The following is a 23,369-nucleotide window of genomic DNA, read 5'->3' on the forward strand; positions in this document are numbered from 1 at the left end:
CCTTTACGTACACTTCAACACGGTCTCTCGCACAATGTGCCAAATCTCTGCCGGGATCTCTCCCAGCCACTGCGCATCGATTGTGCCACCCGATACAGCGCGATCCTCCTGTTTGGGGTCGGTCACTAGCCGCCAGAGACGATCGCTCACTGAGCCATTCCGCTGAATCACGAAGCGATCGACCAGTAATCGAGCCAGGCCTTCTCCCTCGACAGTCATCGTCAGGTACGGGTGTGGTATCTGAACCAGGCGAAGAGGCGAGAGTCTAATAAAGGGCCGCTCCATAGCGTTAATCACGCCAGGACACTCGAACCCCACCGCAACGAAATCACACGGCTCCTTGGGATTGCCCACCAGAAAGAACTGTCCTCCAGTCTCAGCTAAGATGGCTCCGGCTAACCGCCCAACCAGCGCCATCAGTCCATCTCCGAGACAGGAGGCACAACCAGTGAGAACCCCGGCCTTTGACCGGGGAGGACTGCCCCGTCGAAACGGTACTTATTGGTATAGCCGCGCGGCGTGACCATGTAGCCTTCGAACATGAAGGTATTGCTCGACCCGATGATGACAGTAGTCAACATCCCGATCTCGTAATCTAGAAAGGTATCCAGATTGGTCAGAACGACCTGTTCCATATCGCGATACGCGCTCTTCACGAGGGCTACCGGCGTGTTTCCCTCGCGGTGACGCCGAATAATCGCCTGAGCATCCACAATCTGTCTCGTGCGCCGACCGCTGGCCGGGTTATAGAGACCAATCACAAAATCCGCACTGGCCGCCGCCTCGATCCGCTTCTCAATGACAGACCAGGGGGTCAGCAGATCCGACAGCGAGATCGAACAGGAATCGTGGACCAACGGCGCACCGACCAGGGACGCGCAAGAGTTGAGCGCAGTCATCCCTGGAACGAGCCGCAACTCCGGCGAGTCACCCTTTTTCCAGCCCATTTCTTTTAGAACCTGAAAGACCAAACCCGCCATCCCATAGACCCCCGCGTCCCCGGAGGAGATTAACGACACCGTTGCACCGTCTCTTGCCCGTTCAATGGCGGCCCGTGCACGACCGATTTCCTCTGTCATTCCGGTCTTGACGATCTCTTTTCCTTCAAGAAGATGACGGACGAGCTTGATATAGGTGGTATAGCCGACCACGAGCTGTGACTCGGCGATGGCTTTCAAGGCGGCAGGAGTCGCATGGTCTTGCGCACCTGGCCCGATGCCTACCACGTAGAGAATTCCTTTTGAATCGTTCATAGGCTCACCACCTCCACCTGCCGTTTTGTGAAGGCCCGCCGCGCCACAGCCAGAGTCATTGATCGTCCCGCTCCTGGTTCCGTATAAATCTGTTTGGGCACGAGGAGCTCATCCGCCCCTGCCGCAAGCAATGCAGCCGGCTCCGACACTCCGCGCGAACCGACATGCTGTTTCACCTTGTCGGATGGATTTTGAATGCCCGGCACCACGTCCAGTTGCTCCGGCGAATAGGTGCGCAAAGGCCAGCCATATTTCTCGCTCAAGACCAGCAAGGCAACCTCGTCCTTCTTCATATCGATGGTCGCCAGTTCCTTGACCGACTTGGGGGAAAGGCCCTGCTTCGCCAAAATAGCCAGGACTCCCCGATCTACCAAATCGGGAGCCGTGCCCCTGTCACAACCGATCCCGAGCACGAGACTCTTCGGATGATAGATGACAGCGTTCTTCCAATGGGCCGGATGAGACTCACTGATTTCTCGATCCGTGGCAATTAAGAGGATCTCGAACCCCTGCGGGTCCACGCCCTCCAACGATGTCGCGTACTGAACCCCTTCCGGCAAGGGCTTCCCAGCAGGCCACCAATCCGGCTCTCCCGTCTCTTGCACAAACAGCACCTTGGTCGCATTCACCACCGCAGCACAACCTCTCGTCACATTGCGATCCATGTCATCGAGCGTCCAGCCCAGATCGCGTCCTAGGATATCCACGGTCAGGGTCCCGATCGCATCAGACGCAGTCGTCACAATCGACTGCGCGCCTAACGCGACCGCAATCCGATCAGTGAAGCTATTCCCGCGGCCCACGTGACCGGAGAGCACACAGATTGAGAACCGGGCCGCATCATCGATACAGACCACCGCTGGATCAACCTTCTTACTCTTCAAAAGAGGCGCAATCATGCGAATGACCGCTCCAATACTAATGATAAAAATATGACACTCGTAGGTCGTAAACGTCTCGAGTAAGGTTGGGCCCATCGGAAGCGGCAAGCGTCGCGCACCGGCCGGTGCCGAGGCGATCAGCTTCTCCGACACGAAGAGGTCCGCGTCGGACAACTGCGGCACTAAACGGGAGGCAATTGCGATCCCATGCTTCGTGATGGCATAAACGGCAAATGGTTTATGCTCAACGATCATGCCCCTGTCTCTCTCATGGCCAATCTTGAGGTCGCAGGCACGAGGCCTGCCAACAGACCATTCCGTTCCTTACGCGACACGATAATCATTGCGAAACAATCGCCCCGCTCGGTCTGGATCGTGCGAATATCCCGCACAATCCGTTCCTCAGCCATGGTGGCTTTCGACACGTAGACCGCTCGGTCGACGAGCCCCTGCTGCTCCAGTGCCTGGACCACCTTGGGAATCTCGGTGCCCATCTTCATCAAGACGACTGTGTCGAACATCTCCAGAACCTGGCTCAGATCTTCTACTCCATAACTAGCAGGCAAAATGGCGATTCGCTCCTGTCCGTCCGCCAGGGGAATGCCGGTCACAGAAGGCACAGCCATGATCGAGGAGACGCCTGGGACGACTTCGATACGGATCCCAGGCCAGCGCAGTGGGGCTTCTCGACGTAGATAGATGAACGTACTAAAGAGCGAGGGATCCCCTTCTGTTGCAAACGCCACCGACAAACCCCTCTCCAGGCGTTCCCCGATGGCGGTAAAGGCGACATCCCACGCCGGTCGAAGGCGCTCAGGATCCTTGTTCATCGGAAACGTCAAAAAGATGCGTTCTTGTCTTGGAACTTCACCCAACGTCGGCTTGAGAATCTTCCAGGCCATCGACTCTCCGTAATCGGAGCTGCGAGGGAGCGCGAGGACCTGCGCCTGTTTCAACACGTTCAGCGCGCGCAGCGTAATCAGGTCCGGTGCGCCTGGACCGACGCCGACTCCATATAACGTTCCATAATTCATGAGGCCACTCCTGCCTGGCTGGGTTTCTCGACTGCAAAAATTTGAATAGGATTCAGAGATTCGTACCGCAAATAATGGGCCAATGGTTCAGCACGCGACACTTGGAGCAAGGTGACATCCGGCACCAATCCCCGCTTGCGAAATGTTTGATACGTCTCCGCGACATTCTCCAAGGTAATGGCATTGACGACGAGACGTCCGCCTGGTTGCAGGCACTCCATGACGACATCAATGATCTCCTCCATACTCCCTTTGCTGCCGCCGATGAAGACCGCATCTGGTGCCTCCAGACCGGTCAGCGCCTCCGGTGCTCGACCGGCGATGACCCGCACATTGTCGACCGCATGGGTCAAGAGATTCTCGCGGCAGATCTGGACACCTTCAGGATCGACCTCGATCGCATAGACCACCCCCTTGGGTGCGAGCAAAGCCGCCTCAATTGCCACAGAACCAGAACCGGCCCCGATGTCCCAGACCACACTGTCCGGCCTGATCCCCATCGCAGCCAACGACAAGAGCCGCACTTCGCGTTTTGTAATGAGACCTTTCTTCGGCATCCGCTTCGCGAACTGATCTTCGTGAAGAAACGGAATAGTACAGGGCATTCGCCAAGACGAATCGGAACGGACAAGTACGAGCACGTTGAGTGGTCCGATGTCCTGGCAGAGGGCCAGATCTTTCACGTCGAATCGCCGCACCCGTTCATCTGGCCCACCAAGACTTTCACAGACCCACGCCTCCCAGGCCGTCTCTCCATGCTCGACCATGCGCTGGGCTAAGACCGATGGGGAGTTCTTGTCATCGGTGAAGATCGCCACCTTGGTTTGCCTCTTGAGCTTGGTGAGAAATCCCTCGGATGAGCGGCCATGCAAGGAGACAAACGCGGCGTCATCCCACTTCAAGCCGGCTCGAGCAAAGGCCCATTGCATCGAACTGGGCTGAGGCAGCACCTCGACATGCTCGGCGCCCAGCCGTGCGATCACCAGACTGCCGATGCCAAAAAATAAGGGATCGCCGGACGCCACCACACAGACATTCCGCTCCTCTGCCAGTTCCGCCACCCGATCGAGCACCGACGACACACCACCCTTGAAGACGATCCTCTCGCCCTGAAATTGCGGAAAGAACTCAAGATGGCGATCGCCACCTACGAGTACCCCCGCCTTCATCACCGCGTTCACTGCACGGCTCGTCAGACTCGCACAGCCGTCATCCCCAATCCCGACCAAGGTAATGGCGCGCCGAAGACTCATGCCTGTGCCTTTGCCGAGAGGAGTAGCAACGCATGAATGATCGCGACCGCAATAGGACTGCCCCCCTTGCGGCCACGGGCCACGATAGAGGGAGTCGAGAGTTCCAATGTGACCTCTTTCGACTCAGCCGCCGACACGAATCCAACTGGGACGCCAATGATGAGAGCCGGCTTCGCTCTCTCCTCGCGAATCAAGCGAGCCACCTCCAGCAATGCGGTCGGGGCATTGCCGATGGCCACCACTGCGCCATCGAGGACATTCAGGCGATGCGCTTTTTTCATGGCTTCAATCGCGCGTGTCGAATTATTGGCCTTAGCCGTGAGGATGACATCGTCGTCCGAAATGAACGAATGAACCTTGCACCCGTAAGAAGAGAGTCGCTCCTCGTTCAGACCGGCAGAAATCATCTTCACATCGACCAGAAGCGGACAGCCTCCTGTAAGTGCCATCACACCGGCTCGCACTGCCTCAGGGTGGAACCGCATGAGCGTCTTAAACTCGAAGTCCGCCGTGGCATGAATCACTCGGCGCACCACTTCCCATTCGCCCGAGCTGAACTCGTGCGGACCTGCCTCCTGGTCGATGATGGCGAAGCTTCCATCCTCAATGCTCCGTCCGAGTGCCGTCATCTGTCTCATATCATTCATGTGTGACCCTCCGTGTAACGACCGAGCAAGGCCCCGCCGAAGTCGACAAGACTGGCCTCCACAATCAACCGTTCACCGGCATGGCGCTGACACTGTTCAGCCACTTTTTTGCAAATCAGCGACGTGATGCCGACGAGACCAGCCTCACGGCACAATTCCAATACATGCCGGGCGGTATTGGCCTGACGGATGGCCGCCACTAATTCGTCAGGCGCGGAGAGCTCGGCTGCCAGCGACGCCAGAAACTCCATATCCACTTCCGATCCGGCGGCATGCGTCTGCATCTTGCCATTGGCCATCTTTGAGAGTTTCCCCATCATCCCGACGATGATGGCTCTCGTCACCCCTCGCTTCGCACACTGCTTCACGCCGACACCGATGAAGTCGCCGACCTGAATGAAGGCCTGCTCTGGCAATTGCGGATAGAGGGCCATCGCATATTGTTCTGACTTGCCGCCGGTCGTGAGTGCCAGTTCGCACAAACCCCCAACCGCTGCGACATCGATCTCCTGCATCACGCTCGCTTTGAAGGCCGCCGTGGAATAGGGCCTCACGATGCCAGTCGTGCCGAGGATAGAGATACCGCCCAAGAGTCCAAGACGGGCGTTGGTCGTCTTCTTCGCCATCTCCTCGCCATCCGGCACTGTGATCGTGACGACGGCGCCGGCATAGGGACTCCCGACGAGTTCTTCTTCGACCATCTCTGTAATGTTTCGACTTGGGACTGGGTTGATCGCAGGCCCATCAATCTTCAGTCCCAGCCCGGCTTTGGTGACTCTGGCCACACCAGAGCCTCCTCTGATCTCGATACCGGGATTGGTACGGACCTCGACCTCTGCAATCAGTTCGGCACCATGTGTACAATCGGGATCGTCGCCAGCATCCTTCATGACGCTGCAGATTGCGCGCTCGTTCACGCGCTCGCAGCGTGCAAGCGGGAAGGTGACACGCGACCGATTCGGCAATGTCGTTTCAATCTCAGCCAACACGACACCCTTCACGAGACAACGAGTGGCGGCCTTGGCGGCCGCAGCCGCGCAGGCGCCTGTGGTAAACCCAGTGCGCAGGCCCTTTCGATTTTTTGGCGGTGCGCTCTTGTCCATCGGTCATGTCCCCGCACACTCCGCCAGAGATCCAAATCGTTCACAGATCTGTGTTGCACGGTCAGGGCTATAGTTCTCAGTTCGCGCCTGGTTCGTGCCTCTAAACGTCACACGGCAGAACAGAGCTCCACCTGGTCCTACCAGCTCAAGCGCCGCATTGGCCTCGTCTTCGTGCCGGTAAATCAGCTTGCTCCCCTCTTCGATCTTGAGATGTACATGGGTCTTCCCTTCTTCGCCAAGCGTGACCCACTCGGCCCCCTGCCGCAGAGTGACGAGACCATGGACTTCGGCAATCGCGCCAGACGAACGAACAATGACGCTCGTATCCCCGTATGCAAGCGCTGCTTCCAGTGCTGAGAGAATCTGCTCCCTTCCGGTCATGTGGATTTCTTCGGCATATTGAAAAACGATTCGACCTGGTCCTTTTCCACAGCTACTCCGGCAATGACCAGATCCTCGAACAACATCTGGTTCACAGCGCCATCGCCCGCCAGAAAGGCCTGCACAGGATTGCCGTGCAAGAGAACCCGGCGCAGAATGGCTCGGGCATGAGGAACCCGTTCCGGATGGCCGACGGTGGGAATGATTTCAATGCTCACCTCGCCGCAGGCTGAGGAAACCTGCTTCCTCACAAAGTCATCCGGAAGAAAATACTCCGCCGAGTCGCGTAGCCAGATGAGTACGGTTTGAGAAAGTAGCGGCGCAAAGCGAGCGGCACGCACAAGCCCCAGTGCGGCGGTAATCCCTGTATCCGTTGCCAGAATCAACGTCCTCCCAGAGGCCTCCTCTCTCGGAACAAACTTCCCCCAGGGTCCACTGAACGAAATATCTGTTCCTGCTGTAAGCCCATGTACAAAGGCGGATCCCAGTCCATCGGGAATGCGTTTCACCGCAAGCTGGAAGCGACGTTGCTCCGCATCACTGGTCAGGAGCGAGTAGGCTCGCTTGACAGCCTTGCCGCTCGACAAGACCATTCGACTATCGAGGATCAGGTACTGTCCGCCGACAAATCCCAACGGTTCGGTTGCCCGCAGATCGAGCAGCAGGGTATCGGACCCCAGCCTCTTGGTGTTCATCACTTGGGCAGTCTTCGCAACAGCCATCGCCGCTACTCCGCCGGATAGATCTCGTGGACAAAATCATGCATTTCATCAAGGTCACGATAGAACTGTGTCAGGCTCCCGATCTGATGGGCCAGATCGAGATCGACCTTTTTCGTGAGGACCACGAGCGTGCGTAGGTACGGAAGCTTGGGGTCATCAGCGCGCGTTGCCGACACACGTTGCTCAAGTGCGGCAACAGCACTTTCATAATACTGTTTGAGCGATGCCAGATCTTTCGCCACACACATGGAGCGAATCGGGCCTGGCTGATCGGCCCCGGCACCGAGTTCAGCCAGTTCATGCTGCCGCTCAGCTTCGTTCTTTATCCCTAATACTTCCATCAAGCCCAGCCGAAGCCCTGCGATTTCATGACAGGCCATTGTGAATCCTCCGTTACTGCATGATGTTGTCAACCAGGCGACTGACGAGCCGATCACTGAGTAGATGCTCCTCGACCAATTCTTTCGCATCCGCCTCTTTCACACCGCGATACCACACGCCATCCGGATACACCGCGACCGTAGGGCCCTCTCCACACCGGCCCATACAGGAGGTCTTCGTCACTCGAATCTCATTCTCGCGGCCGGTTGCCTTCAACAGGCGACGTAATGTTGCAATCAACGTAATGCTTCCCGCGTCAGCGCAGTCGGCGTTTCCACAGATCAACACATGCTTACTCAGCGGCCGATGCGCATGCACATGTGGCATGGCCTGCGTATGAGTGAACCCATGTCGCAGACTCCAGAGTAGCGCCGTAAGGCCGCCCACCTGCTTCGTCACGGCGGACACCGGCACACGATATTGGCAGGTGTCACAGGGGAGCGGACGTGCTCCCTCCATTGCCTGTGAGAGACGCTCGTCCATCACACTGAACAAGTGCTCATGACTCCCAAGATGTGGCATCAGCTCGGTCTTGATCCAAGGATAACGAGCTTGAAATGAATCCACCTGCTCACGAATCTTCGCAATCAACCGTCCGCCAAAGAGCAAGTATGGAATGACCACAATCCGTTTGGGACGCGCACGCGCAATCAGCTCGACCGTCTCTTCCAACCGTGGTCTCACAATGCCGATGAAGCAGGGCAGGACCCACCCGAATTCACGCCCTTCGGCAAGGAGACGAACGACTTTACAGAAGTCACCGTTCGCATCAGGGTCGCTTGCGCCACGGCCCACAACCACAACCGCAGTGTTCGCAGCCTCAGCGGCACCTTCCAGTGCCGTTCGTGCACGTAGGAAGGCCAGGTCGATAAGATTGGGATGAACGCCCAGAGCGTTGGTGACGGTAAACCGGACAGTAGGGAAATTCTCCCGTGCCTGGGAGAGCGCAAGAGGAATATCGTTCTTGACATGTCCTGCCGCAAAAAGGAACAGGGGCAGCACAACCACGGAATCGACTCGATGAGCCAATTCACGAAGAGCGGTGGCTAACGACGGACTGGCCAGCTCCACATAGCCGTGCACCACGTGAAGATCGGGATGAGTCGCACGATAGGTCGCGACGACCGATTCGAACTCCCCATTTGCACTGGGATCGCGGCTTCCGTGTCCGACAATGAGCAATCCCGTACTCATGCCGGTCCTCTCGAGTTATGTGATGTGAAGAGGACACTATCGCTGGAATCAGTCGCCCGCTGATCCCATAACGCCGAGGGCATAAAAAAACCTCCGTTCCCATGCGTGGAACAAGAGGTCACGTGCCAAATTAGGCAGGAGAGCTCCTCCGTTACCACGCGGAGAAACAGTTATGTAGCACCTCGGATAGGTCTCCTGGCTCATGGGTTCAGAAGGTTGGACCTTCACCGCGTCCCCTGGCCTTCCCCAACGAGTTCGTTGAGTGGCGTACATCGGGGTCGCTTCCCACTTACAGTGGCGGGACCGCGCCGGTTTTTCACCGGACTTCCCTGTTATGCCCTTTCGGGCATCCGAGAGGCTATTCAGTTACGTTATGCGCTACATACCGTAGCGTACCTACTCTGTCAATCTCTAAATTAACGCCACAGAAGACAACCTCTACTTCTACCATCGAAAGAAATCGGCGTTGTTCTCAAGAACCTAGCGTGTTGAAATACGTATAGTCTCACTAAGATGGAGCACGATCATCTTTCATGTAACTCTAGAGCGGCAGATCATAATTGATCCGTACTCCTCCGAACATTGAACGGATCGGAGTACCGAAGAATAATATCTCTTCGTACTTTTCATTGAATATGTTGTCCAAACGGAGATAGGCTTGTATAGACTTCGTCACGTCATAGCTCGCCGACAGATTCCACACGACAAATGGGGAAGTCGCAAAACTATTTCCTATGTTACCGAATCGTTCGCCAACATAGCGTCCTTCCAGATTGGCCCGTAGACTGTCGATAGGCTGATAACTGATGACGGTCGAAATCTGGTGGAGTGGCCACCTCGGAAGGCGGGCGTCAGGACCATTGACGAAATCCCGCGTGGCTGCATACGTATAATTGATCTGCAGATCCAGGTTCTTCACCCATGGCCCGTCGCGGTACAGTTTCAGCTTGGTGCTGACCTCCACGCCGTCCGCTCGAGCCAAGCCGACATTCTTCGCACAGAACCCAAACGATCCGGGTTCCGTACAGACAGCAGGATCGAAGGCTGACACAATCAGATTGCGGGAGCGGGTCCAAAAGTACCCGACACTAATGGTGCCTCGATCACCCGGCAACGTCTGTTCAATCGCAGCGTCCAAGGCTTGGCTTTTCTCTGGCTGAAGATTCGGATTGCCAAATCCTGGGAAAAACAGTTCATTGATCGTCGGAGCTCGAAATCCCGTCGCATAGCTACCTCGTAGCTTCGTACCAGTTTCCCGATGGAGATACCCTCCTGTGACGCGGTAGGTCGTGGCGCTTCCAAATGCGTTGTACTCATCCTGACGAATACCTGCCGTTCCGAAGACGCGATCCCAGAGATTCAACTGCGCCTCTCCAAACCCCGCATGGCTACTGACGGATTTATTCTCAAAGGCTGTCGTGCTTGTAAGAAGATCGCGATTATCGCCCCGCTGTTCTCGAAACTGATACCCTGCTGTTAAGGATAAGGGTTTGCCAACTTGGAAGTTATGCTGCCATTCAACCCGATTACTGGTGGTTCCAATTTGAGAGCTGAACGGGAACCCGATCGCTCCCGTGGTTCCAGTCACAAGGTTACGCTCCACTACGCCGCCATGACTAACAAGATTCTCAGTCGCCCGTGACAGGGTCAGTTTTTGTGACCACCAGGCAGTAATCGGTTGGGCATAGTTTCCCGCGTAGATATATTGGGTACTTTTTGATCCGGCACCAAACACATCAGCCGGATCTGACGCGAAGGTGGTCGGATTAAACGAAAACCCGTCGAAATTCACGATGCCTTCCAACCATCGAAAACTAAACTCCAGTCGACCATCCCTAGGAAGATCAGCTCCAACTCGAAGCGCCCCTTGCCAGTTATGATATCCATCGCGCTCAGCCGCACCACGTCGATAGTTGATGGCTGAAAAGCCGGTTGTATCTAAACGCGTAATCGATCCTGAAAAATCAATGGGACCTTTCTTACCAGAGAGACTGCCTCCTTCTCGAAATGTGTTAAACGATCCATACTCGGCAAAACCGGAGATGTTGGGTTTCTCTCGTCCACGTTTCGTCGTGATATTGATCACACCGCCCATGGCATCCGACCCCCAGAGCATACTCTGGCTCCCACGCAAGATTTCGATCCGTTCGATATTGTCCGACGTCAAGTGGGCAAAGTCGTAACTCCCTTCCGTACCACTATTGACGATCGCACCATCAATCAAGACAAGCGTCTGCTGTGGCGTTCCTCCACGCATTCGTACGCCGACTGATGTGCCAAGCCCACCAGTTTGCAAGACGGACAGGCCCTGTGCCCATCGAAGCGCTTCTGCAACGGTTCGTATTTTTCGCTGCTGCAGGTCTTCACCGGTAATCACTTCCACAGCGCTGGTGACTTGCTTGGCGGGGATTTCGGTCTTGGTTGCACTGATGACGACATCCGGAGCGTGGAGCTCCGGTTGGTCGGCCATCGCAACTTCTTGAGCCGATGTGGGATAGACCCATGCGAAGGTCCATAGAACAAGGACACACACATACAACACACGAGAAACAAAAAACCGCGACATGAAAACCTCCCTTTGACTCGAAGGGTGTCTATCGTTCCGGCAGCTGGGTCTCCTGACTTGCGGATCACAGCTTCTCTGCGCCTTCCCATGTGCCGTGGCACACAGTGGCATCCGGCAGAGTCACTCCCCGCTTACAGTGGCGGCACCGTGATGGAGTTGCACCATCTTCCCCGTTGCTGACGGTATGACCTAACGAATCCCTCCCGAATGATTGTTCTGCACCAACTTGCTTCTGCAGGAGAGCGGTGCATACTTATCCTGCTCACATCAGATTACCTTGGCCATTCCTTTTGATGGCTCACCAACATCATAATCAGCCGGTGTGCGAATTCCGGATATAGTCGATCGAGTATCGTGAAGAGCGCGGCACCATGCGATCGAAATCCCAGTCGAACGTGAGGACCGCAGATCGCTCCGATGTATGCGTGAGTACTCGCATCCCGTCCTGCACAACTAAGCTTGGCGCCTTCCAGAAGTCCAATGTCTTTTCAGCACCGGTTCGGTTACAGACAATCAACGGGATCCCTGTTTCGTGAGTCCGTTGCTCCCATTCCCCATTTGGACCGTGTAGGCCAGGCCCCCATGATGCCGGCGAGACAAACATCTGCGCCCCTTCAAACTTCATGGCCCGAGCGATATTCGGCGTATAAACATCGGCGCAGACGAGCACCCCCACCTTGATGCCACCACATTCGATTGGCACGGCAACGTCTCCTGGACTCGACCATGACAGGGAGTCGCTGAGCACGTTGATCTTACGATGTCTGCCGATGATTTCCCCTGCTGAATCAATCACGAATACGGTGTTATAGAGCCGGGACCCATCTCGCTCGGGGCACGAAAGAAAGACAGTCCGTTTCAACGTCCTCACTAATCGACAGACTTGCTGCATCCATGGGTCCGGCTGCGGCTGTATCCAATCGGTGCCGATCAACTGTGGAAACTGTAGTCCGCAGACGGCCAGCTCCGGTGTCACGATCCACTCCGCTCCCACCGACGCCGCATGTTTGATGGCCTCAACGATCATGTAGCGGTTCTGTTCCACGGCTCCGGGAACCGTCTCAAGATGGAGCAACGCGACTTTCCTCACACTCATCTTAATTCTCACCAGACAACGGGCGACCGGGGAGCGTGATCCGAGGTAATCCGGAACTCGGATGCCGATCGACCAACACACGGCACCGGTACACGGATTCCAACACCTCCGGCTCAATGACCTCGCCTGGGCCACCAAGTCGTACAATTTGCCCATGATCCAACAACAGAATTCTGTCGCAATACTGACTCACTAGATTCAAATCATGGGAGACAAGGACGACAGTTAAGCCACCCTCATCTCTCAATCGGCGCAACACCGAGCAGATTTCAACCTGATGTTGCAGATCCAGAAACGCGGTCGGTTCGTCCAGCAGCAAGACTTTTGGAGTCTGGGCAAGTGTTCGAGCAATCACGGTCCGCTGCCGCTCGCCACCGGAAAGGTCTGTCACCGATCGATGAGCCAAGTGAACGATGTCCATCGTCATCATCGCCTGTTCCGCGATAGCCAGATCGTCTCGACTTTCCCATCCGAATCCACCAATCCACCGGTCCCGAGACTGATGGGGGAATCGACCCATCAGTACGCTTTCAGCCACAGTAAAGGGAAAGAGCATCTGTGAATCTTGTGGAACAACTCCAACGACGCAGGCGACTTCTCGTTGAGCCTTCGCCGAGAGATCCTGTCCGAATAGGGAGATATGGCCTTGCTGAGGAGTCATCAGTCGCGCCAGTACTTTCAGTAAGGAGGTTTTCCCGGATCCGTTCGGGCCAACCACACCCAGCACCTCGCCTTCTTGCACGTGAAAGGAAATGTTATCCAGAATCCATCTGCTCGCCGGTGACTCGTTCGACTGATAACGGAACCGAACAGACTGAATATCGTACGCATGAGCTTGTGCTAGGAGAGGAATTGAGTCACTGCTCATCATTCCTATGGCTCGATGTTGACTCGTCCCACTCATGCCAAGCGATCCTTTCGCCAGAGCAAGAGGTAGACAAAGAACGGCCCACCGACCAGAGCGGTGATAATACCGACAGGAATCTCCGTCGGTGCGATCAGTGTCCGCGCTACCGTATCAGCACCCATCAGGAAGGTGCCTCCAACTAGCGCTGATGCGGGAAGTAGTAGTCGATGATCGGCACCGATCACCAACCGCACGGCATGGGGAACGACCATCCCAATAAAGCCGATCATTCCGCTGACAGACACCACCGCTCCCGTCACCAATGCCGTCAGCACAAAAAGAGACCGCTTTGTCTGCTCTGTATCGATACCGAGCGTACGGGCAGACTCTTCTCCTAACGCCAAAATGTTGAGGACGCGCATATGACGAAAGAGCAGGAAGAGGCCGATCGAGAGGTAGATGATGAGTGCAACCAAGCTACCGTAGGTGGGAGCGGTGAGTGTTCCCATCAACCAGGCCATCATTCCGTACGAACGATTTGGATCGAGGATCGACGTAATAAACATAATCAAGGCGGAAAAGATGGCGTTGAGAATCACCCCGGTCAACAACAGACTGTGGATGGGTAACTGTCCATACGTAGCAGCCATTCGATAGATCACGGCGAGTGCCACGAGGCCTCCGACAAATCCACAGGCGGGCAGCGCCGTTTCCGCAAGAAAAGTGGTTCCTACTCCGAACAAGATTCCCACCGCAGTTCCAAGCGCGGCACCGCTGGAGACGCCCAGCACATAGGGATCAGCCAACGGATTCCGTAACAGTGCCTGCAAGGCAACTCCCACGGAAGCCAGGGAGCAGCCCACCAAAAAGCCCAGCAAGATGCGTGGCAGTCGGACCTGCAGCAGAATGGTTTTTGTAATATCCGATGTCTCATCAGTACTGTCCTTCAAGCTGACCGTGTCAAACAACGCTCGTAAGACCTCCCCATACGCAATGGGTTGGGCACCGAAGTGGAGACAGATCAGGCCCACCGCAATGGCCGTGAGGCTAAGAACTCCAAGTGTCGCCATCCAGCGTGAGTTCGTGAGGATCGCACCTTGAGAGACCATACGGCCAGGTTTGTGAGATAAGACTTCCGTGCAGGACTCAGGCTGAACCATGGCTGGAAGCTGTTTCAACAGATCCTCACGGACGAAGCGCACCATTACTGGAATCGAACGCGTCCGGATGGATGGCTCGAGCCAGTTGTTCTAACCCCTCAACGACGCGAGGCCCAGGACGATTCAACAGACTCGATGAGACCTCATGGAAACGCTGGTGTTTCACGGCAGAAAGCGAGTCCCATCGCCGCCACTGCTGTTGCTCGCTGCGTGGCACCGCTTCCACTTCTCCGCTTGGGAAAATTAGCACCTCCGGATCTTCCTTGAGCACGGTCTCCATACTCAGCCTCGGATAGGCGTTGCTCGTCTGCGTCGCAATGTTCATCCCTCCTGCCACACCGATCATCTGATGGATGAAACTTCCAGGCCCCACGGTAATCAACGGCTGACTATTGAGGACGTATAGAACTCGTTTGGCGGGCAAGGTCTCAACCTTGCGTTTGATCGCTGCAAGATGTTCCCGGATGTGCTGAGTCACCGCGCTGGCCGCCGAAACCTTCTCGAACATCTGTCCTAACGTATGAATGTGAAGCGGGATATCTTCCAAGGTGTGCGCATCGAGTACGAACACCGGAATCTTGAGCTGCTCAAGCTTCACCTGCAGGTCTGGACGAAGAAAGTCCCTGGGCGCCAATACTAATTCCGGCCTCAATGCAATAATGACTTCCACACTGGGATTGGCATACCCTACCTTGGCTTTGGACTTCGCTGCTGACGGATAGTCACAAAACTCCGTGACGCCAACGATTTGGTCCTCCAACCCAAGCGAGAACAGCATTTCGGTAATACTCGGAGCCAGCGACACGATACGAGCCGGTGGCTTGGCTAAATAGATTCGATGTCCGGCATCATCTATAAATGATCGTGACGAGACATGGGCCATGAATGGCATGCCGGTCAGGATGCCCTGTTGTCGTCGCTTCATCTCACCAGACTCTCCTTGCCCACTTTCAGCTGCCAGCGCAAAAAACACCGACAGCACCACCGTGAGCACGGGAATGACAGGGTGATATCGGTGCCATCGTGTCAAAAGAAAAAATCCCCAAGGCCTGAATAGACCCTGAGGATTGCACCCGCTTCTTCATCCTCACCTGCTCCCCAGCCTCGAGGGAACGACGGTCACTTCTCCGAGCAGGTCTTCTGGCTCATGGTTCACCCTACTCCCCGTGCCTTCCCATCCAACATGTGAAGCATCATTCGTGAAGCGCTGGAATCAAAACTCTTACAAACTACGCTTGACGAGTTACGTTTCACGTGCGAGACAGTGGCTGTTCCGGGTTTCGTCCCCATTGACAGCGGCGGGACCGCGAGGGATTCACACCCTCTTCCCTTACTCTGGAGCTATACTGGCAGCACAATAGGAGAGGGCAGCAAAACTTGTCAAGCTCAGTTATAGCCGCAGAGGTTCATCTCGTTACTCAGGGGCTATTCTCTTTTTGCTTATGAACGTACACGCATGCTTGTGACCATTCATGCAGCTGTGGTAGTATCATGCGATTTTCATCAGGTTCATTTCGTCAAGAAGGAGAACGACCGTGGCATGGATGTGTGAGATTTGCCAAAAGAAGCCTGTATCGGGCAACAATGTGAGTCACGCGAACAACAAGACCAAGCGAGTGTTCAACCCTAATCTTCAAACTGTTCGTGCAGTGGTGGATGGGAGTCATAAGCGTATCCGCGTCTGTACGCGCTGTTTGCGTTCTGGATTAGTCCAAAAAGCGGTCTAACGGCGCTTCCCTCTTCACGCGCAAATTACGGCGCCCCCCAGAGAATCCGGCCACCGCGCTCAACCAATTTGATGACCGATGGATCATCAGGGGAGAGGGTTAGAGTGCGGTGGCCGTCTTTGCTCATGAGTACAAGGCCGACTTCTCCATTCGCATCCAACCCGAGACCGGCTCGGGCTTTCCCTTTAGCATCCAGCAGCAAAAACTCCTCCGCATGCACTCCATTAGCTTTCTGCGCGCCAACCAACGTTGGCGAAAGTAACTGAGTACTCAGCACGCCGCCAACGATTCCACCAAGAAGCGCGGCGACACAAAGCACAATTATCTGTTTGTGCATCACGACTGGTCCTTTCATGAAATTGAAAAAGCAACCGAACGGTACAGAGAATCCTAGGCGAGATCCAAGCCAACGGCAACTATGTGCACAACCGCTAAAAACATGCCGACTCAGAGAAGGATTTGGGTGAAGCAGGAAATTGGATTCGTCCTAGGACAACGCGTTATGAAAGCGTATCTCAGAGAAGACATCGCTCCACTGCCCATCATCCTCTGCAACAGCTGAATATATTTTATGAGTTTGAAGCTGGTACTTCCGCATGCCCTTAAGGCTACTTAGTGCCGATAAGGATAACTCCGTTTGTTTTGTCATCATTCAATGCGGCACTATAGAGTGTTTTGGTTCCGGCGTCATAAAATGCCACTCCCCGCACAGTGGTACTCTTGTTGCTGCACGTATCTTGTGGACCAAATGTGATGGTCACATCAAAGACATTCCCCTGTGCGCGCGGTGTGGCTGAACCGGTAAATATGCATTTGGGACTCGTCCTGGATTCACCGGAGATTGCTCCTGTTGGTGACACTGTAACATCTACGGTTTCATTAGCAGCTACCGGCCCTACATACGTTCCCACGATGGCATTGATATCTGGAGCCGAATCATACTCATGGCTATATTGAGTCTTGAAGGTATTCGAAATGACGCCAGGATAGACAATGGTGCCGTCAAAAATCTGTTTTGTTGTATAAGTGCCATCAATCTCAGTGTTGAGCAGTCCCCGACGATCCGGATTGAAGTCCTTGGCACTTGAAGAGGAAAAGACACCATTTTGTGAATTACTGTCTCCCTGGATAAACCCTAGAACGCTTGAGGGGGTACCAATCGCAGAATAATATAAAAGCCAATAGGTGCCATCATCGAGTACAAGCGCCTTAACCGTGCGGTTAGTATCGGTAGTCCCAGTCCAAAGCCCCTCGGCAGAAGCTGCAGGGAGCGCTGTAGGAGATGGTGTTGGAGTATCACCACCACCGCTACAGGCAGAAAGATACGTAACAAATAATAGACCAAACACTGCAATCGCCATCCGTTTCCCATGCATAACTGGTCTCCTTATGAAGCGAGGTCTGACCATTTGTAAAATGGCAAAGTATTCCTAACAGTTTGTACAAGAAGGCTCCAATCCCTCTCAAGATGGGGGTCAGGAGAGTTGAACACCAATTGATTGGTTCAAAATTTTGGAGGATGGCCAGATTTTCAACAGAATTGTGAGGGAAGCAGTGGTGGAAGGAGCGTCAAAAGATGGGCCATAGGTTTCCGATTAAGCTTCTAGCGAAACCTTATTAGAGGTCTTTCGCCATGGATAATGAAGAGTGGTTACACAGGACCGGCGAGGCATGTTGCACGAAGTGTGGTTTGGAGCGGGCGATGGGATTTGAACCCACGACAACTTGCTTGGGAAGCAAGGACTCTACCACTGAGCTACGCCCGCTCACTGATTCGCATCCTACGCGGGTACTTCACAGCAAGTCAAGAAAGTGGTGCTCTCCTTCATGATCTCAATTCTGCAATGGCAAACTTCTTTTTCCCGATTTTGAGGCGGCGTTGTTGATTCAGTTCAAACGCAATGAGCTTGTCGGGATTTGTTTCCTTGATGCCATCGACCTCGATTCCGCCTTGAATGATCAACCGACGTGCTTCGCTCTTGCTGGGAACCAATCCCGTTTTAGCCACAAGATCAACCAGCCCAATGACCTTCCCATCTCGCAGATCATTGGTAGTCAGTTGCACACGGACATCCGGCTCATTGGGGAATTCTTGTTTCTGGAACTTCTGCGCAAATTCCGCTCGGGCCTGCTTCCCTGCCTCGGCTCCGTGGTACTGCGCCACGATCAGCTCGGCGAGTGTCTGTTTCGCCTCCATCGGATGCAGCGATTTGGCGTGCCCAAGGTCTTCTGTCGTCAGTAACTCATAGTACCGATACATTAAGACATCGCTGATCGACATGACTTTTCCGAACATCTCCCCCGGCTTATCTTCCAGCGCGATATAGTTGCCGACGCTCTTGCTCATCTTCTTGATGCCGTCCGTCCCTTCGAGCAAGGGCATCGTGATGACGACTTGCGATTCTTGGCCGTAGTCGCGCTGCAACTCACGCCCTACCAAGAGATTAAATTTTTGATCCGTCCCTCCCAGTTCCACATCCGCCTTCAACGCCACGGAATCATAGCCCTGGACGAGTGGATAGAGAAATTCGTGGACGCTGATGGGTTTCTGCTCTTGATACCGTTTATGGAAATCGTCCCGCTCCATCATGCGAGCGACCCGATAGTGAGCCGCCAACTGAATCAGCCCTTCAGCCGTCATCTCGCCCATCCAACGACTGTTGAACTCAACTAGGGTTTTCGCCGGGTCAAGAATTTTAAAAATCTGGCGCTGGTAGGTCTTGGCGTTTTCAAGGACCTGTTCCTTCGTCAATGCTCTACGGGTTTCAGAGACACCGGTTGGATCACCGATCATCCCTGTAAAATCACCGATCAAAAAAATGACTTGGTGGCCAAGATCCTGGAAGTGTTTCAACTTGTGAATCAGGACCGTATGTCCAAGGTGAAGATCCGGCGCAGTCGGGTCAAAGCCAGCTTTGACCCGCAATGGACGGCCCTCTGTGAGTGCCCGTTTGAGCTTGGCTTCTAGTTCCGCAGGCTGGATCATCTCTACGGCGCCACGCCGAATGAGATCGATCTGCTGATTTACATCCTTCATAGCACGCGTCGCTCCGTCGTTCCTTTTGAGTCTGATGTCGAAACCGTCACCAATAATTTGAGCTGATCGAATTTCTTGGCACCGATACCCTTTACTTCACGAAGGTCCTCGATCGTCCGAAACCCTCCGAGTGATTCCCGGAAGGCGATCACCCGTTGGGCAAGGACCGCACCAATACCGGGCAAGGCCTCCAGCTCACCCACCTTCGCCCGATTGAGATCCAACAACGGCCCAACTGGCGTGGACGATGGCTTCGCAAGTGCGACGATCTCACTATTCGGCTCCTGGCCACTGCGACCAGGTTGCCTAGGCGCTTGCCCTACCCGATTGTCCGGCCCCGTCGCCGGAACAGGAGCGACTTGCCGTTCGGTGGTGAATCCAGACACATGATACGGAGTTGTATGAGGGGCCCCTATGATCCAGAAAACAATGCCCACCGTGACTGCCAGCATGCCAAGCTTCAGTAACAGTGAGGGGATCATCTTGCCATCTGCTTTCGGAGCTGATGAATGGCGGCACCATCGACATCCTCCGCCGCTTCCATCACCCCCTCAGCGAGGGTTGGATGGGCATGAATCATCCCAGCCACTTGATCCACCGTGGCTCCCACCTGCACTGCCAATGCGGCCTCATGAATCAGATCCGCTGCGTGCGCGCCAAGAATATGGACGCCAAGAATCTTGCCGGTTGCGGAATCGGCGATGACTTTGAAAAAGCCGGTGGTATCACCCGTGGCTTGCGCCTTGCCCAAACCTGCATACCGGAAACGGCCGGTCTTCACCGCTTGGTCGGGCTCCTGTCCCCTGGCCTGTGCCTGGTCCCGAGCCTGCTGCTCAGTCAGCCCAACACGCCCGATCTCGGGCAAGGTGAAAATGCCGGCGGGGATCACGTCATACTGAATGGTCCGCGGATGTCCCAGAATATTTTCGACTGCCACCTGCCCCTGCGTCGAGGCAACGTGGGCCAACATGGCCTTCCCGGTCACATCGCCAATCGCATAAATACCCGACACATTCGTTTCCAGCCGCGCATCAACCAGAATTTCGCCACGCCGTCCAGTGGTCACACCAACTTGCTCCAATCCAATCCCTCGAGAGTTGAGCCCTCGGCCGACAGAGACTAAGAGCTTCTCTACGGTGATGGCACTGCCATCTTTCATCTGCACCACAATCAATTCTGGTGATTGTTCTACCTTCTCGACTGTGGTACCCGTCAGCACTGTGACGCCACGTTTTTTTAGTTCACGTGTCATGGTGGATGAGATTTCTTCATCCTCTAACGGCAAGACCCGTGGCATCAGCTCAACCATCGTCACCTGCGTGCCAAGCCCGCTATACAATGAGGCAAACTCACAGCCCTCCACACCGCCGCCAAGAATCATGAGACTGGCCGGGATCTGTGTCAGATCCAGCATCTGCTGGCTGGTCAAAATTTGTCGTCCATCGATTGGAAATTGAGGAAGGTTGGGCCACGATGATCCAGTGGCAAGGACCAACGCGTCAGCCTGGATCTCGCACTGACTCCCATCAGATTTGGTGACCACGATGGTCCGCGTATTCTTGATCGTTCCTTGCCCACTCACATGCTCGATGCCCCACCCCTTGAACAACGTCGCAATCCCTTTCACAAGAGTTGCCACGACTTTATCTTTTCGCGACACCATCCGCGCAAGGTCATAGGCGACAGGTCCCTGAAACAGGAGTCCCAGCTCTTCCGCTTTTTTGAGTTTGTCGCCAAGCTCTACAACGGAGAGGAGGGCTTTACTTGGAATGCAACCCCAGTTGAGGCAGACTCCACCAAGCTTTTCTCGCTCGATGACCGTCACCCGAGCGCCGAGCTGTGCTGCGCGGATAGCAGCCACATATCCACCGGGGCCGGCACCAAGAATGGCAATGTGAATTGGAGAAGTCATGTGGATCAGTCACTCATTGTTGATTCAGGCATTGCAGACCGTCACCGAGATCCAATCACGCAATGATGCAGAGATCCACCAGACAGGAGACTCAATGTTTTTGACTGGCGAGAAAGGCTTCGTACTGAGCAGCCGTCATTAACTGATCAACTTCCCCTGGATCGGCAAGATCGATGATTGCGATCCAACCCTTGCCGTAGGGATCCGAATTCACCACTTCAGGATGATCTTTGAGCTCGGTGTTAATCTGGCTCACCGTTCCGCTCACCGGCGTATAGAGCGTAGACGTTGTTTTCGTCGATTCCACTTCACCGATCTGTTGGCCGACCTTGACCACTACCCCGACTTTAGGAAGATCCAGAAAGACGATATCGCCTAAGGCATCCTGCGCAAAATCACTGATGCCCACCGTCGCTCGTTTCCCATCGAGGCGAACCCACTCATGCTCTTTGTGAAAACGCAAATCAGATGGAATCATGTCGGCTCCCTATGAAGAAAGTTCAACGTGAGATCAGGCAACACGAACGGACACTCCTCCTCGGTCGCCACTTAATCTCAGCCCAGATCTTCTAACTTTTCAGGATGGTAGTTGGGGCCGACTGGTGTTGTCAAGGAACGATCTGTGCCGAGCCAAAGTAGAGAATCGTAGAACATCGAGCCTGAACCAGTTCGGATTTCGAAGAGGTCTCGCTCAGCAAAAAATGGAGGAACAGCAACAGTGCTGTTCCTCTTCAACGGTACCGGTCGGCGCTGGGATGGCGAGGAAATCCGCGTACTCCAAGACAGGAAGGTTAACGGAAAATCTCCATGCCGGGGAAGAAATATCCAATCTCGAATTGTGCAGTTTCCGGCGAGTCGGAACCATGGACGGCGTTGAATTCGATGTTCGCTCCGTGTGCTTTGCGGATGGTTCCCGCATCGGCTTTCGCTGGGTCGGTCGCCCCCATCAGCTCACGATTCTTTTTGATCGCATTGTCACCCTGCAACACAAGGACGACGGCAGGCCCGGAAGACATGAAGCTGCAAAGGCTCCCGAAAAAAGGGCGCGCGTTATGCACGGCATAAAACCCCTCAGCGACCGACTGAGACATGTGAATCAGCTTGATCGCCACCGGCTTCAGCCCGGCTTGCTCATAGCGATTGATAATATCTCCCACGGCATTCTTTTTCACAGCATCCGGCTTGATAATGGCCAACGTTCTTTCGCTCATGATATCAACGATTCCTCCAGATAGTTAATGCATGCACTGAACGGCGTAGCACATTATAGGGGGGGCTTCTTGCACCTTGCAACCATCTGCGGGATGGAGGAGAACATGCTTCAGTGGATCTCCGAGTGCTACGATTGTCGTTCAATGACGACAAGCATGCGGAAGGCAAGCAGATGCCCCAATCGCTCCAGCATAGGCTCCAATCGCAGTATCGGCATGACCATCCACTGAGGCAGAAGCGAGGGATGGTCAAAGCCGCCGGTTGACCTAGGCCTGAGCCAATGTCAAACACATGCACCCTTCGGACATGAGAAATTTGAAATAGTGAACCTGATCGTCGTTGTACGCTCAGGCTTTTCGCTCCCATTCAATCCGCGATACGGCACAAGTATCAAAGTGATCGCGGGTTGCCTGTTTTCTTGCATCCTGTGGTGACTGACTCCTCGCTTGAAATAGATCGTGAGCCTCGGTGGACACCAAATCCAATGAGGCTGAAGCTGAGGGTAGTTTAGAAACTCGAGCCGGTTTCATCGATACCTATACGGATGGTCTTGTGAATAACCCCTAGCACCTGACTAATATAACTGCACGTGATTTCTAATACTTACGACAGAGTAAGACAGGGTAGCTACACTAGTGGAAACGATAGCCATGGGACGATCAGGCTGCACGGCTACACGAGGTTAGTTAGGGAGTTTATAGAGATGGCACTGTAGCGGTTAAACCTTTGTCCTCAGGGACAGTGCATAGGAGTTTGAGCATGGCGGTAGTACTTATCACCTTGGTTGTTTGTATTGGCTTCATGATTGCTGGTTTTACGTTATTCATAGATAGCGATGATTAAGGGAACCAGTCGGTCCTATCAGCAGTCCTGCCACACGATCAAACACTTATCGACGTCCCATTCATGAATTCTGGATGCACGCGATAATCCCTCTCTGGCCAAGAGTACAGAGAAGTTTGG

The 23,369-nt window shown here is 54.6% G+C and carries 24 protein-coding genes, 1 tRNA gene and 3 riboswitches; of the genes, 1 reads left to right on the forward strand and 24 read right to left on the reverse strand.

Annotated features, from left to right (window positions below; genetic code table 11):
• Positions 1–3: 3 nt before the first annotated feature.
• From E8D52_18325 to E8D52_18400, 16 genes are all read right to left on the reverse strand, one after another.
• Complete coding sequence (locus E8D52_18325) at positions 4–417, reverse strand: precorrin-3B C(17)-methyltransferase (GenBank protein TKB66309.1); 414 nt, start codon at positions 415–417, stop codon at positions 4–6.
• Positions 417–1,253, reverse strand: a complete 837-nt coding sequence (gene cobJ / locus E8D52_18330) for a precorrin-3B C(17)-methyltransferase (protein ID TKB66310.1) — start codon at positions 1,251–1,253, stop codon at positions 417–419. Before cobJ ends, E8D52_18325 begins: the two co-directional genes overlap by 1 nt.
• The gene (locus tag E8D52_18335) at positions 1,250–2,389 is read right to left on the reverse strand and encodes a cobalamin biosynthesis protein (protein ID TKB66311.1); all 1,140 of its coding nucleotides are present in this window, start codon (positions 2,387–2,389) and stop codon (positions 1,250–1,252) included. Before E8D52_18335 ends, cobJ begins: the two co-directional genes overlap by 4 nt.
• Positions 2,386–3,168, reverse strand: coding sequence for a precorrin-2 C(20)-methyltransferase (gene cobI, locus E8D52_18340; GenBank protein TKB66312.1), 783 nt, complete (start codon positions 3,166–3,168; stop codon positions 2,386–2,388). The genes E8D52_18335 and cobI overlap by 4 nt, the downstream gene beginning before the upstream one ends.
• Positions 3,165–4,421: a precorrin-6y C5,15-methyltransferase (decarboxylating) subunit CbiE gene (gene cbiE / locus E8D52_18345; GenBank protein TKB66313.1), complete on the reverse strand. Its 1,257-nt coding sequence runs from the start codon at positions 4,419–4,421 to the stop codon at positions 3,165–3,167. The genes cobI and cbiE overlap by 4 nt, the downstream gene beginning before the upstream one ends.
• Positions 4,418–5,068, reverse strand: coding sequence for a precorrin-8X methylmutase (locus E8D52_18350; protein TKB66314.1), 651 nt, complete (start codon positions 5,066–5,068; stop codon positions 4,418–4,420). The genes cbiE and E8D52_18350 overlap by 4 nt, the downstream gene beginning before the upstream one ends.
• Positions 5,065–6,171 (reverse strand): cobalt-precorrin-5B (C(1))-methyltransferase, encoded by a 1,107-nt coding sequence (locus E8D52_18355; protein ID TKB66315.1) that lies wholly within the window; start codon positions 6,169–6,171, stop codon positions 5,065–5,067. Before E8D52_18355 ends, E8D52_18350 begins: the two co-directional genes overlap by 4 nt.
• A gap of 3 nt (positions 6,172–6,174) precedes the next feature.
• Positions 6,175–6,552: a hypothetical protein gene (locus tag E8D52_18360; GenBank protein ID TKB66316.1), complete on the reverse strand. Its 378-nt coding sequence runs from the start codon at positions 6,550–6,552 to the stop codon at positions 6,175–6,177.
• Positions 6,549–7,274: an FAD-dependent oxidoreductase gene (locus E8D52_18365; protein TKB66317.1), complete on the reverse strand. Its 726-nt coding sequence runs from the start codon at positions 7,272–7,274 to the stop codon at positions 6,549–6,551. The genes E8D52_18360 and E8D52_18365 overlap by 4 nt, the downstream gene beginning before the upstream one ends.
• 5 nt (positions 7,275–7,279) lie before the next feature.
• Positions 7,280–7,654, reverse strand: coding sequence for a DUF3209 family protein (locus tag E8D52_18370; GenBank protein TKB66318.1), 375 nt, complete (start codon positions 7,652–7,654; stop codon positions 7,280–7,282).
• Positions 7,655–7,667: 13 nt separating this feature from the next.
• The gene (locus E8D52_18375; protein ID TKB66319.1) at positions 7,668–8,849 is read right to left on the reverse strand and encodes a ferredoxin; all 1,182 of its coding nucleotides are present in this window, start codon (positions 8,847–8,849) and stop codon (positions 7,668–7,670) included.
• Between the two features lie 167 nt (positions 8,850–9,016).
• Positions 9,017–9,218, reverse strand: a riboswitch (cobalamin riboswitch).
• Positions 9,219–9,390: 172 nt separating this feature from the next.
• Complete coding sequence (locus E8D52_18380; protein ID TKB66320.1) at positions 9,391–11,415, reverse strand: TonB-dependent receptor; 2,025 nt, start codon at positions 11,413–11,415, stop codon at positions 9,391–9,393.
• A gap of 24 nt (positions 11,416–11,439) precedes the next feature.
• A riboswitch (cobalamin riboswitch) is annotated at positions 11,440–11,627 on the reverse strand.
• Between the two features lie 101 nt (positions 11,628–11,728).
• Positions 11,729–12,511, reverse strand: a complete 783-nt coding sequence (locus E8D52_18385; protein ID TKB66321.1) for a carbon-nitrogen hydrolase family protein — start codon at positions 12,509–12,511, stop codon at positions 11,729–11,731.
• 1 nt (position 12,512) lies between these two features.
• Positions 12,513–13,382 (reverse strand): ABC transporter ATP-binding protein, encoded by an 870-nt coding sequence (locus tag E8D52_18390; protein ID TKB66405.1) that lies wholly within the window; start codon positions 13,380–13,382, stop codon positions 12,513–12,515.
• A gap of 29 nt (positions 13,383–13,411) precedes the next feature.
• Complete coding sequence (locus tag E8D52_18395; GenBank protein ID TKB66322.1) at positions 13,412–14,563, reverse strand: iron ABC transporter permease; 1,152 nt, start codon at positions 14,561–14,563, stop codon at positions 13,412–13,414.
• Positions 14,544–15,443 (reverse strand): cobalamin-binding protein, encoded by a 900-nt coding sequence (locus E8D52_18400; protein ID TKB66406.1) that lies wholly within the window; start codon positions 15,441–15,443, stop codon positions 14,544–14,546. Before E8D52_18400 ends, E8D52_18395 begins: the two co-directional genes overlap by 20 nt.
• Positions 15,444–15,630: 187 nt before the next feature.
• Positions 15,631–15,893, reverse strand: a riboswitch (cobalamin riboswitch).
• 160 nt (positions 15,894–16,053) lie between these two features.
• Between E8D52_18400 and rpmB the strand changes: the two genes are divergently transcribed.
• Positions 16,054–16,245 (forward strand): 50S ribosomal protein L28, encoded by a 192-nt coding sequence (gene rpmB / locus E8D52_18405; GenBank protein ID TKB66323.1) that lies wholly within the window; start codon positions 16,054–16,056, stop codon positions 16,243–16,245.
• Between the two features lie 25 nt (positions 16,246–16,270).
• Here the strand turns inward: rpmB and E8D52_18410 are convergent, their stop codons facing one another.
• The 8 genes from E8D52_18410 to E8D52_18445 all read right to left on the reverse strand — a co-directional run bounded on the left by E8D52_18410 (position 16,271) and on the right by E8D52_18445 (position 22,408).
• Positions 16,271–16,582, reverse strand: coding sequence for a hypothetical protein (locus E8D52_18410; protein TKB66324.1), 312 nt, complete (start codon positions 16,580–16,582; stop codon positions 16,271–16,273).
• Positions 16,583–16,853: 271 nt separating this feature from the next.
• The gene (locus tag E8D52_18415; GenBank protein ID TKB66325.1) at positions 16,854–17,621 is read right to left on the reverse strand and encodes a hypothetical protein; all 768 of its coding nucleotides are present in this window, start codon (positions 17,619–17,621) and stop codon (positions 16,854–16,856) included.
• Between the two features lie 315 nt (positions 17,622–17,936).
• Positions 17,937–18,011, reverse strand: a tRNA-Gly gene (locus E8D52_18420).
• Positions 18,012–18,070: 59 nt separating this feature from the next.
• On the reverse strand, positions 18,071–19,282 hold the full coding sequence (locus E8D52_18425) for a tyrosine--tRNA ligase (GenBank protein ID TKB66326.1): 1,212 nt from the start codon (positions 19,280–19,282) through the stop codon (positions 18,071–18,073).
• Positions 19,279–19,764, reverse strand: coding sequence for a helix-hairpin-helix domain-containing protein (locus E8D52_18430; protein TKB66327.1), 486 nt, complete (start codon positions 19,762–19,764; stop codon positions 19,279–19,281). The genes E8D52_18425 and E8D52_18430 overlap by 4 nt, the downstream gene beginning before the upstream one ends.
• Positions 19,761–21,194, reverse strand: a complete 1,434-nt coding sequence (lpdA, locus tag E8D52_18435; protein ID TKB66328.1) for a dihydrolipoyl dehydrogenase — start codon at positions 21,192–21,194, stop codon at positions 19,761–19,763. The genes E8D52_18430 and lpdA overlap by 4 nt, the downstream gene beginning before the upstream one ends.
• A gap of 91 nt (positions 21,195–21,285) precedes the next feature.
• Positions 21,286–21,672, reverse strand: coding sequence for a glycine cleavage system protein GcvH (gene gcvH / locus E8D52_18440; protein ID TKB66329.1), 387 nt, complete (start codon positions 21,670–21,672; stop codon positions 21,286–21,288).
• Positions 21,673–21,985: 313 nt separating this feature from the next.
• Complete coding sequence (locus E8D52_18445; GenBank protein TKB66330.1) at positions 21,986–22,408, reverse strand: nucleoside-diphosphate kinase; 423 nt, start codon at positions 22,406–22,408, stop codon at positions 21,986–21,988.
• Between the last annotated feature and the right edge of the window lie 961 nt (positions 22,409–23,369).

Source organism: Nitrospira sp. (assembly GCA_005116745.1).
GTDB lineage: Bacteria > Nitrospirota > Nitrospiria > Nitrospirales > Nitrospiraceae > Nitrospira_D.

What these genes read in the sequence shown, in the direction of transcription:
- E8D52_18325 (TKB66309.1), bottom strand. Translation starts at nt 417, where the DNA reads ATGGCGCTGGTTGGGCGGTTAGCCGGAGCCATCTTAGCTGAGACTGGA.
- cobJ (TKB66310.1), bottom strand. Translation starts at nt 1,253, where the DNA reads ATGAACGATTCAAAAGGAATTCTCTACGTGGTAGGCATCGGGCCAGGT.
- E8D52_18335 (TKB66311.1), bottom strand. Translation starts at nt 2,389, where the DNA reads ATGATCGTTGAGCATAAACCATTTGCCGTTTATGCCATCACGAAGCAT.
- cobI (TKB66312.1), bottom strand. Translation starts at nt 3,168, where the DNA reads ATGAATTATGGAACGTTATATGGAGTCGGCGTCGGTCCAGGCGCACCG.
- cbiE (TKB66313.1), bottom strand. Translation starts at nt 4,421, where the DNA reads ATGAGTCTTCGGCGCGCCATTACCTTGGTCGGGATTGGGGATGACGGC.
- E8D52_18350 (TKB66314.1), bottom strand. Translation starts at nt 5,068, where the DNA reads ATGAATGATATGAGACAGATGACGGCACTCGGACGGAGCATTGAGGAT.
- E8D52_18355 (TKB66315.1), bottom strand. Translation starts at nt 6,171, where the DNA reads ATGGACAAGAGCGCACCGCCAAAAAATCGAAAGGGCCTGCGCACTGGG.
- E8D52_18360 (TKB66316.1), bottom strand. Translation starts at nt 6,552, where the DNA reads ATGACCGGAAGGGAGCAGATTCTCTCAGCACTGGAAGCAGCGCTTGCA.
- E8D52_18365 (TKB66317.1), bottom strand. Translation starts at nt 7,274, where the DNA reads ATGGCTGTTGCGAAGACTGCCCAAGTGATGAACACCAAGAGGCTGGGG.
- E8D52_18370 (TKB66318.1), bottom strand. Translation starts at nt 7,654, where the DNA reads ATGGCCTGTCATGAAATCGCAGGGCTTCGGCTGGGCTTGATGGAAGTA.
- E8D52_18375 (TKB66319.1), bottom strand. Translation starts at nt 8,849, where the DNA reads ATGAGTACGGGATTGCTCATTGTCGGACACGGAAGCCGCGATCCCAGT.
- E8D52_18380 (TKB66320.1), bottom strand. Translation starts at nt 11,415, where the DNA reads ATGTCGCGGTTTTTTGTTTCTCGTGTGTTGTATGTGTGTGTCCTTGTT.
- E8D52_18385 (TKB66321.1), bottom strand. Translation starts at nt 12,511, where the DNA reads ATGAGTGTGAGGAAAGTCGCGTTGCTCCATCTTGAGACGGTTCCCGGA.
- E8D52_18390 (TKB66405.1), bottom strand. Translation starts at nt 13,382, where the DNA reads ATGATGAGCAGTGACTCAATTCCTCTCCTAGCACAAGCTCATGCGTAC.
- E8D52_18395 (TKB66322.1), bottom strand. Translation starts at nt 14,563, where the DNA reads ATGGTGCGCTTCGTCCGTGAGGATCTGTTGAAACAGCTTCCAGCCATG.
- E8D52_18400 (TKB66406.1), bottom strand. Translation starts at nt 15,443, where the DNA reads ATGAAGCGACGACAACAGGGCATCCTGACCGGCATGCCATTCATGGCC.
- E8D52_18410 (TKB66324.1), bottom strand. Translation starts at nt 16,582, where the DNA reads ATGCACAAACAGATAATTGTGCTTTGTGTCGCCGCGCTTCTTGGTGGA.
- E8D52_18415 (TKB66325.1), bottom strand. Translation starts at nt 17,621, where the DNA reads ATGCATGGGAAACGGATGGCGATTGCAGTGTTTGGTCTATTATTTGTT.
- E8D52_18425 (TKB66326.1), bottom strand. Translation starts at nt 19,282, where the DNA reads ATGAAGGATGTAAATCAGCAGATCGATCTCATTCGGCGTGGCGCCGTA.
- E8D52_18430 (TKB66327.1), bottom strand. Translation starts at nt 19,764, where the DNA reads ATGATCCCCTCACTGTTACTGAAGCTTGGCATGCTGGCAGTCACGGTG.
- lpdA (TKB66328.1), bottom strand. Translation starts at nt 21,194, where the DNA reads ATGACTTCTCCAATTCACATTGCCATTCTTGGTGCCGGCCCCGGTGGA.
- gcvH (TKB66329.1), bottom strand. Translation starts at nt 21,672, where the DNA reads ATGATTCCATCTGATTTGCGTTTTCACAAAGAGCATGAGTGGGTTCGC.